Raw genomic sequence first — 17,142 nt, forward strand, 5'->3', positions numbered from 1 at the left:
TCTACTGGTCTTTAACTGAAGGAGCATGAGGAAAAAGGCATGACCCAGGCACACGACGTACTTGCAACAATTTCTCAGCCTCAAAGCGAGTTTGAATTCTTGCTGGAGGATGACGCCACTCAAGATGATATGGCGGACGTGAACTCGGAAGCTGTTCAACCCGAACCGGAGGAAGATGGTAAGCCTGGTAAGGTGCGTTCTACCCGCCGTCGCACACAAGCGAAAAAGAAGCACTATACCGAAGATTCCATTCGCCTCTACCTACAAGAAATTGGTCGAATTCGGCTATTACGGGCTGACGAAGAAATTGAACTGGCGCGTAAAATTGCTGACTTATTGGAATTAGAACGGATTCGCGATCGCTTGTATGATCAGCTTGAGCGAGAACCGAAGGAAGGAGAATGGGCGAGTTCAGTCAACATGGAACTTCCCGCCTTTCGCAAACGCCTGTTCCTGGGTCGGCGGGCAAAAGAGAAAATGGTGCAGTCTAACCTGCGTCTAGTTGTGTCCATTGCCAAGAAATACATGAATCGGGGTCTGTCGTTTCAAGACCTGATTCAAGAAGGCTCTTTAGGACTGATCCGGGCGGCGGAAAAGTTCGACCACGAGAAAGGATACAAATTCTCCACCTACGCGACATGGTGGATTCGACAAGCCATCACTCGTGCGATCGCGGATCAATCCCGTACCATTCGCCTCCCCGTTCACCTCTACGAAACCATCTCCCGGATCAAAAAGACCACCAAAATCCTCTCTCAAGAATTGGGTCGCAAACCCACCGAAGAAGAAATTGCAGATCGCATGGAAATGACCATCGAGAAGCTGCGATTTATTGCCAAATCTGCCCAACTTCCCATCTCCCTAGAAACACCAATTGGTAAAGAAGAAGACTCTCGCCTGGGTGACTTTATCGAAGCCGATGGTGAAACGCCAGAAGACCAAGTATCTAAAAATCTGCTGCGGGAAGACTTAGAAAGCGTCCTGGATACCTTAAGCCCCCGCGAACGAGACGTTCTCCGGTTGCGCTATGGGTTAGATGATGGACGGATGAAAACCCTAGAAGAAATCGGTCAAATCTTTAACGTGACCCGCGAACGCATTCGCCAAATCGAGGCAAAAGCCCTGCGGAAACTACGCCATCCTAATCGCAACAGCATTCTCAAGGAGTATATCCGCTAGGACTAGGACAATACCAGAAAGCTGGGGTTCATAGGATTGAACACCCAGCTATTCTTTCCCCATTGCTTGAGACCCAGGGTGCTGAAAAGCGTGCATTTTGGGTCGCCGAAACCCTTGATATACCGTAGTGTCGTGGCACAGCTTATTTGATAGATTAGATTCGGCTTGTAGTAAGGGCTTTAGCCCTAGATTTCGTTGGGTTTCCTGGCGTCAACCCAACCTACAACCTAACCTATTCCACAATTTTAGCTGTGTCAGTCCAGTAGTGGCGTGGCACACCTTATTTGGTGGATTAGAATCACGCCCGGAAACCGTAGGGGCGCAAAGACTTGCGCCCAGTTTAACGTCAAATCTAATCCACAATTTTAGCTGGGTCACACCGCCATCGTGGGTTTCGACTCCGCTCAACCCACCAGCATACCAGTCAGTGCCATTCTAGTTAAAACTGTAGGATGCCGTATTACAGAAGTCCCCAGAAATGTAACACACCTTGACCGGAAACATATTCCGTAATCAACGCGGCAACAAAACCAATCATCGCTAAACGACCATTCCAATTCTCAGCGTTCGCCGTGAACCCAAATTTTGCTTCTTTTTGCTGTTGCTCGTCCATAACTTCGTTGTTTTGGTTACATTATGTAAATTAATGTAACGAATTGTTGGCAAAACGACAAGAATTGGGTCAAGGTGACGGAAAGATAGGTGAATATTATGTCCGGAATGCTAATAAAAATTGCTCATTAGCTTTAACGAACCACCCCGGAAAAATAAATTTTGTTTAAAGTTTGATTAAGGGATGTCTATCATCGCAGCTCAACAGCCAGCTCGACTCGACTATTATTACCAGCAGATTCGGATTATTCTCGATCGCCAAAATCCAATTACCGGATTATTACCCGCCAGTACAGCCGTCAATGCCCATGGTGACTACACCGATGCCTGGGTTAGGGATAACGTTTACAGCATTTTGGCAGTTTGGGGATTAGCCTTAGCGTACCGCAAACTTGACGCCGATAGTGGGCGCACCTTTGAACTGGAACAAAGTGTGGTCAAACTGATGCGGGGGCTGCTGTTTTGTATGATGCGGCAAGCCGCCAAAGTGGAACGGTTCAAAGACAACCAATCTCTGCTAGACGCACTGCACGCCAAGTATAATACCAGCACGGGCGATGTAGTCGTGGGGGATGATGAGTGGGGTCATTTGCAGCTCGATGCTACCTCCCTATTCCTGTTGATGCTGGCTCAGATGACCGCATCAGGGTTACACATTGTTTACACTATTGCTGAAGTGCATTTCATTCAGAATCTGGTGTATTACATTGGTCGTACCTATCGGACACCGGATTACGGAATTTGGGAACGGGGGAATAAAGTTAATCACGGGAATCCTGAATTGAATGCCAGTTCCGTTGGCATGGCAAAAGCCGCATTAGAGGCGATTAACGGACTCGATTTATTTGGGGTGCGGGGGTCTCAAGCTTCCGTCATTCACGTTCTCCCCGATGAAATTGCGCGATCGCGGATTACGTTAGAATCCCTATTACCACGGGAATCGAGTTCCAAGGAAACCGATGCGGCATTATTAAGTGTAATCGGGTTCCCGGCATTTGCCATCGAAGACGTGGAACTGCTGGAGAGAACTCGTCAAAAGATTGTCGATAAACTACAAGGACTCTACGGGTGTAAGCGGTTCCTGCGAGATGGACATCAAACCGTCTTAGAAGATACCACTCGCTTGCATTATGAACCCTGGGAACTGCAACAATTTGAACATATTGAATGCGAGTGGCCCCTATTTTTTACCTACTTAGCCCTAGATGGCTGGTTTCGAGGAGACGTTGAACGGGCGCGGAATTATCTGGGGCGTTTGGATACATTGCTGGTTGAGCGCGATGGGATGCGTTTATTACCGGAAGTGTATTACGTTCCCGAAGAGAAAATTGAAGCTGAACGCACGTCTCCCCATTCCCAAAATCGCAAACCCAATGAAAATTTACCCCTCGTCTGGGCGCAGAGTTTGTATCTGTTTGCCCAAATGCTTCATGACGGATTAATTACGCGGGGAGATGTTGACCCCTTAGGGCGTCATTTTTGCGTAGGGCGTCACCAAGATCCGGTGGTCCAAATTGCGCTGTTGGCAGAGGATGAAGCATTACAGGCGCAACTGGCGGCTTATGGGATTGCCACCCAGACCCCCAAACAAGTTGATCCGGTGCAAGTGCGTCAGGCAACTGATTTATCCCGATTGTATGCCCAAATTGGACGGTGTGATTCCTTAGGATTAACCGGACGCCCGATTCGACGCCTGCGAAGTTTGACCACATCTCGTATTTTTCGCTTCGGGCAAGAAACGATTGTATTTTTGCCCGCATTTTTAGACCAGCAACAGTTTTATTTGACCTTGGATTATCATTTCCTGGTGGCTCAAATTAAAAGTGAGCTGACGTATATTCAACGCCATTGGGGTGAGTTGGGACGTCCAACAGTGACATTGTTATTAACGCATCAGATGGTGCAGACGGCAGAAGAAACCAGTCATCCGGGACAAGAGCAACTTCAGGGTTCTGCTTTACTGGAATTAATCCAAGAATTGCAAGAGGGACTTTGTAATGGGGTGCGGGTAAAGTTAGGGCGTTTAAATCAGTTAATGCTCACAGCAGGCGTTGAACGCATTGATACGCTGCAAGGGTTTGAATTTAGCGACTCTGCGGTTCAAGATGCAGCACCACCTGAGTATTACCTGAGGAATCATCCGCTAAACAATGGTCCGTTAAGTCATACCCAGGAATTCTTGCTGGAATGCGAAACGAATCTGCAACTCTTGCTGGACAGTTTGCGGCATTCAGAAAATTTTTATGAGCAAATTGAATTATTACGCACTCTGAAAAATCTGCGGGGACTGGAGTTTGATACAGGGTTTGGTCAACCTCAACGAGTGGTGACGGTGGCGGATTTGCTGAATGAAGTGTATACGAGAGCTAGTAGTGAAGGAGCATCTCCCTACTGGGGTGTGATTCGTCAAGCGGCGGGGTTACTGAATAAAGTTGAAATTAGTTTGTCCGATGCGGTGACGGATATTTTGGTGCGCGGGAAACAGATTACTGTTGGCAAAGCTTACAGTGAGGCTTCTCTAATTAAAAACCCAATGTCTCATCTGGAACTCCGGGCAAAGATCGACGAATTTTGCCGAGAAGATATTCGCGATCGCGTTTTAACTCAGGAAATCTTGATTTACTTGAGTATTTTGATTAAATCTGAACCGCATCTGGTTGATGGCTTACTCACACTGCGGGTTGGGTATTTAATCCTGCTGTTGACGAGTGAACTGGCGGCTGAATTAGGCGTGACGCAAGATGAAGCGTATGAAGCATTGATGCGCTTAAGCCCTTTTGACATCAAAATGCGCTTGCGTTCCTGTTTAGCCGGATATGAAGGGGTTAATCAAAAATTACGCCAACAAGAATCGCTGCATGTTAAGCAACCGCAATATGCGATTAATTGGGTGATATTGCCAGAGGAACGAATCTATATTGACGAAGACATTACCATGGCGGAAAATTGGCTGAGAAAACGCCAACTTGATGGTAGTGCGGGTCGGGTTCCGAAAGACTTTTACCCGAAAGTTTGGCAAGTGATGAAACATTGTAAGGGTTTGGTGATTGGTGATAAATTAGAGCGTCGCAATCGACTGGATAGTCAACCCTTGCTCTCAGAAATGACACCTGGAGAAAAGAATTTTGCTCTACGGGTTGAGCATTTACTCAATAAAATTCAAGTGCCAACCTATCGACAGGTAAATATTGAGGCACTTGTGGAATTAGCCGCGATATTGGAACGAAATCCAGAGTTGGAAATTGAAGAATACATTGTCCTGGATGTGTTAATTGGTCATGCTGTGCGGTTAGGCTGGTTAGAGCGATATCCAGAACGAGCCGATAAGTATGACGAATATAAGGCAGCCGCTTGGCGGGCTTTTTATGATACGTCTCCTAAACAATGTGCGGCTTATATTGCTAAAGCGTTCCAGTTTTTGGCGCAAGTCGAACCTGCTAATGTTGCTTGATTTTGTCATTCGTCATTTGTCATTTGTCATTCGTTATTCGTCAGGTAATAGGGAAGGGGGAATAGGGTTCGATAAATTGTAGGGGCGGGTTTGACTATTATCGTTTTTCACCTCACCCAGATGCAACTAAACCCGCCCCGTGAGGTACACAGACAGATCCCCGACTTCTTCAAGAAGTCGGGGATCTTGCTTAGAGACTGTACCTCATCAAGTAAGTTCTGTCAGAGAAACTTTCCCAAAGTGGGTTGTTTTACTATAACTCAATTTCCTGCTGATATCAGTTGCTTGCCTTGGGGTGAATTTGCATAACCTAAGAAGGCTTGAACCGCTGGATTCGCTGGGTTTTTGTAGACGTAATAGAGGGTTCGTTGATAGGGATACGTCGGTTGATCGGGAAGTACACCATTAACAGCTAAAGAACGCACGGTTTTCTGGTTCATCACCTGCGTGTAAGTCGCATAACCAATTCCGTCATTCCCTAATGCGCGAAGTAGGGGTGTTGTCGCGTCTTGGGGTAGGGTGGTAATATTCGGCGTTGTGCCAAAATTTTCTCCAGCTAATACTAATTCTTGAAATGCTTGATGGGTGCCACTAATCGCGGGACGATTGATGACGCGGATGGCATTTGCAGCACCGCCGACTTGTGACCAATTGGTAATTTTTCCTTGGAAAATATCCTCGACTTGAGTCGGAGTTAGTCCGCCTGTAAGGGGATTATACACACCAACGACGATCGCGATCGCATCCGTGGCAATTGGCATAGCGACTAAGTTTTGACTTTGTTCTTGAGGAGTCAGAGGTCGAGAAATCGCCGCGATATCCGTGTTCCCAGCTAATAGGTTTTGAATTCCTTGATCAGAACCTCTGGCTTGGGGAATAACGGTTGTATTCGGAAATTGTTGTTCAAAGCCATTTTTGAGAGTTTGATTAATACCCACCATACTCGTAGAACCATCAATTCTCACCTGAGTACCACTCGCGACAGCCGTTGGCGGCGGAAACGAAGCAGCCGCAGGGGTTGGTGTGGGGGCGGGTGGAGGTGTTGGAGAGACACCAGATGAGGTGGGAGGAGGAGTTGTGGGAACGGTGGTGTTGATGGTTGGGGTTTGATTCTTCAGATAAAACCATCCGTAGCCAGCCGCGAGTAAGACGAGGGTGCTCAGAATATAAGGGATGGGAGACGGATCACCATGTTTGATCATCAGATTCACCTTGAGTGGGAACAGATATCTAGATGAGGCAAAATCACCGATAATTTAGAAAGTTTAGAGAGGAGTTAAGCTGTTCGGCATTTAAACCTTAATGCCAATAATGGCGAATTCCTTGTATGTAGTGCGAGCATCTTGCTCGCTACTAAACATCTTGCTCGCTACTAAACATCTTGCTCGCTACTAAACATCTTGCTCGCTACTAAGCATCTTGCTCGCTACTAAGCATCTTGCTCGCTACTAAACATCTTGCTCGCTACTAAACATCTTGCTCGCTACTAATACCAAATTTAAATGCATGACAGCTTACGACCTGCTGCTAATTTTATGCAAACAATGGCTCTTAATCACCAAAATTAACAAAACTCTACACTTCCACTTAGCTTAACCAAAGCTTAAACTAATCGTGCTTATCTATTGCCATCAGGAATGGATGATGCCATTAAAGAGTGGTATTGGTAAGCGCTAATCATGAAATGTATTCAATGTCAGACGGATAATAATTTACAAGAACGGACTGAACATCAGGGGCGGTGTAAAAATTGTGGGCATCCCTTTGCTTTTGAGCCGACGAGTATGGGTACACCAACATTTACTGACCCATTTTTTGCCAAGGCGATCGCAGATATTTCGGCTAACGGTACTCTGTTTTTTACACCTAAGCAATTCTTGTATTTTTTGGATAGGCGTTTGAGGGGTCGGTTTGGAAGCGGTGACTATGGATGCTCTTTCACCGGTTGTGCATATGTGAGTTTTTTATTTTTCTTGATGTTATATATATTCTTTGCTGGCTTTATATATAATGTTTTATTGTTGAATAATATATTGCCAAAGTTGTATTTTATGGTACTATCAATTATACCCAGCTTATTGACAATTGCTTATTTGTTAAAGGTCAGCAAACCCACTAAAACAAACCGCGAAAGCTACGAATCCAATTCTAAACTATTAAGACTTACAGGAGTCTTAATAATCTTTGTCGGCTTTTATTTAAACTTAGTAACTTTAAATTCATTAATTGCATTTTCTCTTTACATCATCATAGGAATGATATCCATATATTTGGGAAGCCGACAATTAAATCATAAATATAAAATTCCTAAGTTGTTGTTTATAGACCCAAACAAAGTTCAATATTGGCTGAATCACTGGACAGACGTTAATGGTTCATTAGAAAAAATGCTACCCTCTCCTCGTGAGGAGAATACCGAAGCCGAAATCAGTCCAGATATCAGCGCCTATAGTTTTGACCGAGTAGTCGTTTGTGATAGTGCGACTATTGCACAACTCCTGATTGCGAATAATTTCCACTTTGAAAATAACTGCGCTGTTCTCAGTATCAATGGCTATCCCCGAAGAATTTTTAGAACAGTCTTACAAATGTTAAAACGTAATCCAGAATTAAAAGTTTATGCCCTCCATGATGCCAGTCCTCGTGGCGTCAGATTGCTTCATCACCTGCGAACTAGCCAAAACTGGTTTGCCGAAAGTACAGTGACACTTTACGATTTGGGATTACTTCCTCGTCATATATTAAACAGCAAACGTAATTTTTTTGTCCGAGGATCAGCAGAATCAGCGCAACAGGCAAAACAATTATCTCCAGATGTGCGGCAGAATTTGTCGGCAGAGGAACTAGAATGGTTAGAGTTGGGTAATTTTGTAGAATTGGAATCCTTTACTCCCCGAAGGTTGTTACAAATCGTGAGTCAAGGAATTGCTAGAAGACAGCTTTCTCCAGATGGCACAGATTCAGCTTTTGTAGAAATCGAGAGCGATTCGAGTAGTGGTGAATCTTATTTGTTAGCCTCTGAAAGTTTTGGTTAAGCTGTAATACATTTAAGTTGGGTATTGGAATCACCTCCAAATAACAAATATATTCCGATTCCCTCCCCTTGCAGGGGAGGGCTAGGGAGGGGTCTTTTCTTCAACCAACAGCATCGATATCTTAATTCTCCTTTAACGCCATTGCATGATGGCGAATATGGTCTTCCACAAACGAGGAAATGAAATAATAACTGTGATTGTACCCTTCTTGGAAACGTAATGTTAAAGGAACCCCAGCTTTTTCACAAGCTTGGGCAAAGATACCAGGAAGCAATTGCTGCTTTTCCAAAAAAGGATCGGCTGTCCCTTGATCAATCAAAATTGGGCGCTTATATCCAACATTCAAAACTAATTCGCTAGCATCATAGATATCCCAATTTTCTTCATCCTCACCCAAATAATTCGTAAATGCTTTTTGTCCCCAAGGACATTGTGTTGGTGCAGCAATGGGGGCTAACGCAGAAACAGAGGTATATTGCTCAGGATTTCTTAAAGCACAAATCAGCGCCCCATGACCCCCCATGGAATGACCAAAAATGCCCTGATGATCAATTTGAGCCGGGAAATGTTGGGCAATAATTGCTGGCAATTCCTCAACGACATAGCTATACATTTGATAATGGTCTGACCAGGGTTCTACTGTCGCATCGACGTAAAAACCCGCGCCAGTACCGAAGTCCCAGTCGTCATTTTCTCCCGGAATTCCCGTATCGCGGGGACTGGTATCTGGTGCCACCAGCATTAATTCATGCTCCGCCGCAAACTTCTGCGCCCCAGCTTTTGCCATGAAATTTTCTTCGGTACAGGTTAAGCCAGAAAGGAAATAGAGAACGGGGACTCGTTCGGATTTGGCTTGAGGCGGTTGGTAGACAGCAAACCGCATTTTACTGTTGCAGGTTTGAGAGTGATGGGAGTAAAAGCCAACTGTACCACCGAAGCATCGATTTTCTGAGATAATTTTAGGGGCTGTGGACATAAATTAATTGTGTAGTGAGCAGCAGTAGATGTGGCTTTTAAAGTCGGCTGTTTTGATACCTGACGCACAACCCATACCCGCAAGAAGGCTAATATTCGCTATTGATCCGATAAAGCATGAAGCAAGCGTCAGTCCTATTCTATTGTCCCACAGACAGGCGATCATCGTCTGCTTTAGATTAGTGATTATTATGAATCACTGCTCATGGGATCAAGTTGTCACAGGTTGAGAAAACTGCTAAGGTATCCGCGATCGCTCATCTTGAAAAAATTTTCCCCTATCCCTTACCTACCCTAGCTTTCGATGAAGTGATAGGGAAAGCGCGATCGCAGGATGGTGGAATAGTCTAGAATCGAAGCACAATCCGGATTGTGCGGCTATAGTAGAGTAGATTTACCTTGAATTCTAGACCTAAGGTAGCTTAAAATACCCACCTGGAAAAATTCTATCCCCCCTCCCAGGCTTGGGAAAGGGGATAGGGGTGAGGGCAAAACCTGTCTGTCAATTCCGAGCATTTTGGTTTAAATTGATACCAATATCAGGAACTATAGAAATTCTTATAACCCTGGTGATACTGCCTAGAAACGTTTTAAAATCCTTGGGGATGGACAATTGAGCCTTTCTCGTTTTCAATTAGAAAACGGAGAACAGCTAGAGAAACCCCCAAGAGACTCAATGAGGTATAAACTCATAAGGAGTCAAGTCTCACCAACGGCAGTCAGCCTGTATCAGTAACAATGTGTGGTAGTTCAGTTTTAAATGTGAGGTAAGAGCGATGAGTGATGGTATGGCATTCCTAACAGGGGCTGCCTTTGCGGGGGTAGCGGTTCTGTTTATGATGAAAGGCGGAGACAGTCTTGGCATTACCAATGCCCCTCCCTCTCAAACCGCTCAACTTCCACAGAGCAATCCTTATAATCCCTATAATCCGACTTATGGGCAGAACCCGCAAATGCCAGTTCAGACGACACCGGGTTTTGCAGGTAATGATTTTGAACAGCAACAGGTTACAGTAGAACGCTTGAAAGGCATGCTGGAACAGCAACGCGCCGAAACGGAACAGCTAAAAGCTCAAGTGCAAAACCAGCAAGCGTTGATTGACAATCTTATGGGACAAACTAATCCCAATAATCCCAATAGTTTCATACCACCTCGGATTGAAGCAGCGCCCCCTGTAACTCCTGTTCAGCAGTCTGAGCAAGATAATTCGATTATTTCCGGCTTGGTTTGGGGATTGGGTGGTATGGCGGTAACAATTAGTGGTGGTGTTGTAGTTGTGGGATTATTGGCAGTGCTGTCGCGACAACAACAACCACGTCCTCCTCGGACGACTTACGTGGTTCCCCATCCCTACAATGCGCTTCCTTATGCCCCCTCAGCTAGGCGGCGCACTGAAGTAATACCGCCTCCTCTTGATGATAGACAAGTGGATTATGTGGAATATGAGCGTTAGTCCAAAAAGGCAGAAGACAGAGGACAAACCTACACCTGTCAGCCTTATAGATCCCCCTCCCGTCCCCCTTCAAAAGGGGGAAGCCAGCGGATGCTTCGCTTTTTTTGCACGGGAGAGGGGAGTAAGAGAATCCGATCCCCCTTCTCCCCACGGTGGGAGAAGGGGTTAGGGGATGAGGGGGAAAATGTCAAGGAGTAGATAGACACAACTTAAAACCTTGTCAGTATTAGTTTGCACCTTACAGCAGTTTGCTCTGCTATGCGGTACATTGTCGATCCCCCTAAATCCCCCTTAAAAAGGGGGACTTTGATCTACTGTACTTTATTACAGCGCAAAGCGCTGTAAGTTGATACCAATGCGTACCCAACGCTCCCCTACGGGAGAGCGTGGGCTTCTGATGCCTTGAATAAGACGCTAACTTGCTACCCTAAAAATAGGAATTCTCCCATCCACCCAAGCCCACGGCATCAAGCGTGCAGATAACAAATGTATGAGTATTAAAGACAAACCGAAATCGCCACACGGTCGCCAGATTGGTCTTATTCTATTAGTTCTGGCGAGTGTATCCTTACTGGGGTACTTGTTTGTACCCAAATCCCCTCGGTTTCCCCTAGTACCCTATAGCGAATTTCTCGACCAACTGGACGACGGAAAAGTCACACGGGTTTCGGTGGGGGAAGACCAAGTGATTTTTCAGCTTAAGCCAGCCCAAGATCCGCTGAAGGCGACTCAAGACTTGCTGCAAGCCACTCAAGATCCTCTCCAAGCCACTCAAGACTTGCTGGAAACGCCAAAACCGCCCCTAGACACAGAAGTAGAACCGGATCTGGATACACCCGACAATCCGTTAAATTCAACATCTGACGATCCGCTCAACCCAACCGATGAACTGCTCAACGAGGATGAGCAACAAGGACAAATCTATGCCACACTCCGGGTTTATGATCCAGACTTGGTGAACACGCTTCAGGAACAGGAGATTGAATTTTTTGCTGCGCCTCCTCCCAAAAATGGTTGGTTACTGAGTCTGTTAAGTTGGGTGGTTCCGCCGCTAATCCTCGTCGCCGCCTTTCAGTTTTTCCTGCGTCGCAATGACAGAGATGCTGAAGGTGCGCTTTCGTTTAGTAAAAGTAAGGCAAAGGTTTATGTAGAAGGAGAATCGGCTAAAATTACCTTTGCTAATGTCGCCGGGGCGGAGGAAGCTAAGACAGAATTAGTGGAAATTGTCGAATTCCTACAAAACCCCGATCGCTTTACCGAAATTGGGGCGCGAATCCCCAAAGGGGTACTGCTGGTGGGACCTCCGGGAACGGGAAAAACACTCTTGGCAAAAGCGGTAGCTGGGGAAGCCGGGGTTCCTTTCTTTAGTATTTCTGCTTCGGAGTTTGTGGAACTGTTTGTAGGAACGGGTGCTGCGCGGGTGCGGGATTTGTTTGAGCAGGCAAAAAAGAAAGCGCCCTGTATTATCTTTATTGATGAATTAGATGCGATCGGCAAATCTCGGAGTAGCGGGAATTTCCATAGTGGCGGAAATGATGAACGGGAACAGACGCTGAACCAATTGCTCACTGAGATGGATGGCTTTGCGGCTGGCGATGCGACGGTAATTGTCCTAGCGGCGACAAACCGCCCAGAAAGCTTAGACCGCGCCTTGTTACGTCCAGGACGCTTTGACCGTCAAGTATTGGTTGACCGTCCTGATTTAGCTGGGCGTAAAGAAATATTAAGCATTTATGCCCAGAAAGTAAAATTGGGCGAGGATGTGGATCTGCACGCGATCGCAACTCGGACACCTGGGTTTGCTGGGGCGGATTTAGCCAATCTAGTCAATGAAGCCGCCTTATTAGCTGCCCGCAGGCGACAGGATACCATTGCTCAAGCCGACTTTGCCGAAGCTATTGAACGAGTCGTGGCGGGATTGGAGAAGAAAAGCCGGGTTCTCAGCGATGTCGAGAAGAAGATTGTCGCCTATCACGAAGTTGGTCATGCTTTAGTGGGTGCGTTAATGCCAGGGAGTGGTAAAGTCGCGAAGATTTCCATTGTGCCACGGGGAATGTCTGCGTTGGGATACACACTGCAACTCCCCACAGAAGACCGTTTTTTGATGAATGAAGTGGAACTTCGCGGCGATATTGCCACCCTATTAGGAGGACGCGCTGCTGAAGAAATTGTCTTTGGTAATATCACCACCGGGGCTGCAAATGATTTGCAACGCGCCACAGAGTTAGCTGAACGCATGGTCACGACTTATGGGATGAGTAAAGTTTTGGGTCCTTTGGCGTATAATCAGGCTCAAGGCAATAGTTTTCTGGGCAATAGTGGCGGGAATATACGCCGGAGTGTGAGTGATGAAACGGCAAAAGCGATTGATGTGGAAGTGCGAGAAATTGTGGAAACCTCTCATCAGAAAGCCTTAGCGATTCTCAATCACAATCGCGATTTACTCGAACAAATTGCCCAACAGATATTAGCAACGGAGGTGATTGAAGGGGAAGATTTACAAAATCTGCTGCAACAAGTGCGCCCAGCGGATAATTTTGTCGCCTTGGAGGATAATCGCGTAGCGTCATAGAAGAGATGGGGAAGATGAGGGAGATGGGGGAGATGGGGAAGATGGGGGAGATGGGGAAGATGAGGAAGATTGAATGATTATATCGTTATTTTTCGTCCTAATGTCACTAAACCCACCCCTCTAAATTATGTATTGCCTATTACCGAATTCCCTGTTCCCTGTTCCCTATTCCCTGTTCCCTCTTGTTTGACAAATGATAAAATCCCTCCATATTCTAAACCGTCTCAGTTTTGGTACTCGTCCCGGTGATATTGAACAAATCCAATCGATGGGGATTGAGGCTTATATTCAATCTCAACTTTCGCCAGACTCCATTCCCGAATCTCCACAAATAACTCGCCAGCTTAATCAATGGCGTACTCTTAAACTGACTCCAGTTCAATTACTCAGACAGTATAAACCTCGCCGCCAGAAACAGCGTTCAGAGGAGGAACGTCAGCAAGCTCGCCAAAAAGCTAAACAACCCTTACAGCAAGCAATACAGGCGCGATTACTGCGTGCGATCGCCAGTCCTCGGCAATTGCAAGAGGTGATGGTAAACTTTTGGTTTAATCACTTTAATATCTTTGCTAAAAAAGGAGATGTTAAATTCTGGGTGAGTGCCTATGAACAACAAGCGATTCGACCTTATGCGCTGGGTCATTTTCGAGATTTATTAGCCGCAACGGTTCATCATCCGGCGATGTTAGTTTATTTAGATAACTGGCGCAATACTGCCCCTAATAGTCCGGGAGCAAAAGGGAGATTTCGCGGTATTAATGAGAACTATGCCCGTGAATTGATGGAACTTCATACCTTGGGTGTTGATGGCGGCTATAGTCAGGATGATGTAATTGCTTTGGCTCATATTCTAACCGGATGGGGATTGGATTTGGATGGGAATAAGGGGGATAGCAATGGCTTTTATTTTGATAGAAACCGCCATGACTATAGTGATAAACTGTTTCTGGGTCAACGGATAAAAGGCAGTGGTGTGGCGGAAGTGGAACAGGCGATCGATAGTTTAGCGAGTCATCCAGCAACTGCCCGTTATATTAGTTATAAACTTGCCCAATACTTTGTCGCCGATCAGCCGCCTTCTGGTTTAGTAAAGCAACTGGCTAAGGAATTTTTGCAGACAGAGGGAAATATTCGGGCTGTCTTAGAAATCCTTTTTAAAAGCCCTGAGTTTTGGCAGGCAAATGAGTATGGTCGTAAATTTAAGACTCCCTATCACTATATTATTTCCGCTGTCCGGGCGACGGGGACAAAAGAGCCAAATTTAAAGCGGATTTCGGGTATGTTAAATCAACTGAGTATGCCGCTTTATAACTGTTCCACGCCTGAGGGCTATAAAAATACTCAAGAGGCTTGGTTGAGTCCCGATGCGATGCTGCGGCGGGTTAGTTTGGCAACGGCGATAGCCCAGGGGCGTTTGGGTGATAATCAATCAGTGGATGCGAGTCAACTTCTGAATACATTAGGTGATAGTATTTCGGCTCAAACTAAAATGGAGATTGAGAATAGTCCCGAAAAGTTACAGGCAGCTTTGATTTTAGGAAGTCCTGATATGATGTATCGATAATGGCTCAATTAAACTCGGTAACAGTCAAGGAGAGAATATGGGGAAGAAGTCACATCGAAAAAGGAATAATAAGGCAACTAGAGACTGTCTAAAGGACATTAAATCTATTCCTGAGGATGCAGTAGGCGAGATCCTAGTAGAAGCGGCTCGTTTGCAGGCTGAAGCTAATAAAACTTACTCCTTAGCGGATCTAAAACAAATTGGTTCAGAGGCAGGAATTACGCCACATCTTGTTGATACAGCGGTCAGAAATATAGAAGAAAAACGGGGGCGCAAAAAGAAAAAACAACAGAAACTACAAAAGCAGATAAAAAAACAAGTAAAAAAAGGCATATCTGTGGGAATTTCGCTGATGATTCCAGCAATTATTGTGTCCAGTCTTTTTATATTTAGAGCGCCGTTGCAGCCAGTCATATCCGAGTTTATATCGCGCTTCGACTCTGACCAAAAGTGATGTTGCAAGACAATTTTCGCCGTGTGGTTTTGGGGAAGACTAAGCAGGAATTGATTCAAGCAGTCGGTAGACCTGATAGCACATTGGATTTGGGTAAAATCATCTGGAATAATGTTAGTTATTGGGATTATGATGATCAAACGTTAGATGCCGCTTCTGGTAAAATCAGTTCTGCAACTGTGAGATTTGAAAATAATGTCGTTGAGGATATAAGTTTCTCTGCTTACTAAGCCCAAGTCATGAATAAAAGTGAGTTTTGTTAGTCGGTTATTGGTGATAAAGTAGCTGGAGTGGCTAAACCCGCCCCGTGATACCAAATCCGGGGAATTCTATCCCCGTTATAACCTAGTCCGCGCAGGCGGACGTTGTTTGTGTAGCAGCGATTTCAATCGCCTCCTCTTGCAGGGGGTAATAAAGGCGGATTGGGTATGACTAAAATTGTGGAATGGATTTGACCATTGAACCGGGCGCAAAGCTTTGCGCCCCTACGGTTTCTGGGTTAATGGTTAATTTATATTGCCAAGGGTGTGCCACGCCACTACAATTGACGGGTTATTTTATAAGTCATAATTTAATGAACAAGAATTCTCTAAAACTACTGCTCATTTCTAGTCCAGTGGGTCCCTTGGGTCCGGGATTGACAGGCGGTGTTGAATTAACGTTACGTAATGTTGCTAGCGATTTAGTCAGACGTGGACATCAAGTCACCATTGTAGCAACGCAAGGGTCCACGGGTTGGGGTATGCCTCTGGTGGAAATTAGCGGAACGGTGCAAACTAGCGCTCAAACACAAACACGAGATACACCGATTATTATTCCTCCGTCTTCAGTTTTGGCAGGGTTTTGGGATTATGCACGACAAGTACAATTCGACTATGATTTAATTGTCAATTTTGCCTATGATTGGCTGCCCTTTTATGTAACCCCGTTTTTTTCTCGTCCCGTTGCCCATTGGGTGACGATGAGTTCTATCTCCGATGCGATGGATGAGATTATCGAGAAAGTGGTAATGGCGTTTCCGGGTACAGTGGGCGTCTATTCCCAATCCCAGGCGGCTACATTTAGATTTGGCGATCGCTGTCGGTGTTTGGGTAGTGGTATTGATTTATCATGCTATAATTTTTGTCCAGAACCAGAACCGTGGATCGGATGGATGGGGCGAATTGCCCCAGAAAAGGGGTTAGAGGATGCAGTGGCGGCGTCTCATAAGACGGGGATTCCCCTGAAAATTATGGGAGTGCTGCAAAATCAGGACTATTGGCAACAGATTTTGCGGGATTACCCGGAAGCGCCGATTGATTATTTAGGGTTTTTCTCGACGAGTGAGTTGCAGGAACAGTTACGGCGATGTCGGGGATTATTAATGACGCCGCGTTGGGTAGAAGCCTTTGGCAATGTGGCGATAGAAGCCCTCGCCTGTGGCGTTCCTGTGATTGCTTACCGTCGCGGTGGACCGGCGGAAATTGTCGAGGAGGGGAAAACGGGGTTTTTGGTAGAACCGGATTCTGTGGCGGGATTGGTTGAGGCGATTAACGGATTGGATAGGATTAACCGCTATACCTGTCGTCAACAAGCTGAAGCCAAATACTCGACGCAAGCGATGGGCGATCGCGTGGAGCAGTGGTTATACACTATTCACGAGAGATGAACACAATCCTGTGTGTTTTCAGCCATCTGGGATTCTTCATTACAACACTTCATACAGTGCCGTTTTCTTTTGTCCGACTACTTAACACCCAATTTACAGTTACCGAGTATCCACACAGCCATTATTAGGACAATTGCGCTAATTTTTTGCATCATTAATTAGGGCTTGCTGTATAAATGTGTAAGGTAGACCAGGTAG

13 protein-coding genes are annotated in these 17,142 nt (G+C 45.7%); 10 read left to right on the forward strand and 3 right to left on the reverse strand.

The window, feature by feature from the left end:
* The first annotated feature begins 39 nt into the window (after nucleotides 1-39).
* Nucleotides 40-1,179, forward strand: a complete 1,140-nt coding sequence (rpoD, locus tag RID53_RS30140; RefSeq protein WP_446391597.1) for an RNA polymerase sigma factor RpoD — start codon at nucleotides 40-42, stop codon at nucleotides 1,177-1,179.
* A 460-nt stretch (nucleotides 1,180-1,639) separates the two neighbouring features.
* On the opposite strand, the gene RID53_RS30145 is transcribed toward rpoD, so the two are convergent.
* Complete coding sequence (locus RID53_RS30145; protein WP_446391598.1) at nucleotides 1,640-1,792, reverse strand: chlorophyll a/b-binding protein; 153 nt, start codon at nucleotides 1,790-1,792, stop codon at nucleotides 1,640-1,642.
* Between the two features lie 183 nt (nucleotides 1,793-1,975).
* On the opposite strand from RID53_RS30145, the gene RID53_RS30150 reads away from it, so the two are divergent.
* Entirely contained in the window at nucleotides 1,976-5,242 is a 3,267-nt protein-coding gene (locus RID53_RS30150; protein WP_446391599.1) for a glycoside hydrolase family 15 protein, read from the forward strand.
* A gap of 260 nt (nucleotides 5,243-5,502) precedes the next feature.
* Here RID53_RS30150 and RID53_RS30155 read toward each other — a convergent pair whose 3' ends face one another.
* Complete coding sequence (locus tag RID53_RS30155) at nucleotides 5,503-6,444, reverse strand: phosphate ABC transporter substrate-binding protein (protein ID WP_446391600.1); 942 nt, start codon at nucleotides 6,442-6,444, stop codon at nucleotides 5,503-5,505.
* A gap of 1,053 nt (nucleotides 6,445-7,497) precedes the next feature.
* Here RID53_RS30155 and RID53_RS30160 point away from each other — a divergent pair.
* The gene (locus tag RID53_RS30160) at nucleotides 7,498-8,277 is read left to right on the forward strand and encodes an MFS transporter permease (protein WP_446391601.1); all 780 of its coding nucleotides are present in this window, start codon (nucleotides 7,498-7,500) and stop codon (nucleotides 8,275-8,277) included.
* Between the two features lie 121 nt (nucleotides 8,278-8,398).
* Here RID53_RS30160 and fghA read toward each other — a convergent pair whose 3' ends face one another.
* Nucleotides 8,399-9,253, reverse strand: coding sequence for an S-formylglutathione hydrolase (gene fghA, locus RID53_RS30165; protein ID WP_446391602.1), 855 nt, complete (start codon nucleotides 9,251-9,253; stop codon nucleotides 8,399-8,401).
* A 215-nt stretch (nucleotides 9,254-9,468) separates the two neighbouring features.
* Between fghA and RID53_RS30170 the strand changes: the two genes are divergently transcribed.
* The 7 genes from RID53_RS30170 (at nucleotide 9,469) to RID53_RS30200 (ending at nucleotide 16,944) form a co-directional block, all read left to right on the forward strand.
* Nucleotides 9,469-9,603, forward strand: a complete 135-nt coding sequence (locus RID53_RS30170) for a hypothetical protein (RefSeq protein ID WP_446391603.1) — start codon at nucleotides 9,469-9,471, stop codon at nucleotides 9,601-9,603.
* 425 nt (nucleotides 9,604-10,028) lie between these two features.
* The gene (locus RID53_RS30175) at nucleotides 10,029-10,706 is read left to right on the forward strand and encodes a hypothetical protein (protein WP_446391604.1); all 678 of its coding nucleotides are present in this window, start codon (nucleotides 10,029-10,031) and stop codon (nucleotides 10,704-10,706) included.
* A gap of 490 nt (nucleotides 10,707-11,196) precedes the next feature.
* Nucleotides 11,197-13,278 (forward strand): ATP-dependent zinc metalloprotease FtsH, encoded by a 2,082-nt coding sequence (gene ftsH, locus RID53_RS30180; protein ID WP_446391605.1) that lies wholly within the window; start codon nucleotides 11,197-11,199, stop codon nucleotides 13,276-13,278.
* A 193-nt stretch (nucleotides 13,279-13,471) separates the two neighbouring features.
* Complete coding sequence (locus RID53_RS30185; RefSeq protein WP_446391606.1) at nucleotides 13,472-14,842, forward strand: DUF1800 domain-containing protein; 1,371 nt, start codon at nucleotides 13,472-13,474, stop codon at nucleotides 14,840-14,842.
* A gap of 37 nt (nucleotides 14,843-14,879) precedes the next feature.
* Nucleotides 14,880-15,296, forward strand: coding sequence for a hypothetical protein (locus RID53_RS30190; protein ID WP_446391607.1), 417 nt, complete (start codon nucleotides 14,880-14,882; stop codon nucleotides 15,294-15,296).
* The gene (locus RID53_RS30195; protein WP_446391608.1) at nucleotides 15,296-15,526 is read left to right on the forward strand and encodes a hypothetical protein; all 231 of its coding nucleotides are present in this window, start codon (nucleotides 15,296-15,298) and stop codon (nucleotides 15,524-15,526) included. Before RID53_RS30190 ends, RID53_RS30195 begins: the two co-directional genes overlap by 1 nt.
* A 344-nt stretch (nucleotides 15,527-15,870) precedes the next feature.
* A complete protein-coding gene (locus RID53_RS30200) occupies nucleotides 15,871-16,944 on the forward strand; it encodes a glycosyltransferase family 4 protein (RefSeq protein ID WP_446391615.1) in 1,074 nt (357 codons plus the stop codon).
* Nucleotides 16,945-17,142: the final 198 nt, after the last annotated feature.

Origin of the sequence: Coleofasciculus sp. B1-GNL1-01, from assembly GCF_040220235.1 — a bacterium.
GTDB lineage: Bacteria > Cyanobacteriota > Cyanobacteriia > Cyanobacteriales > Coleofasciculaceae > Coleofasciculus.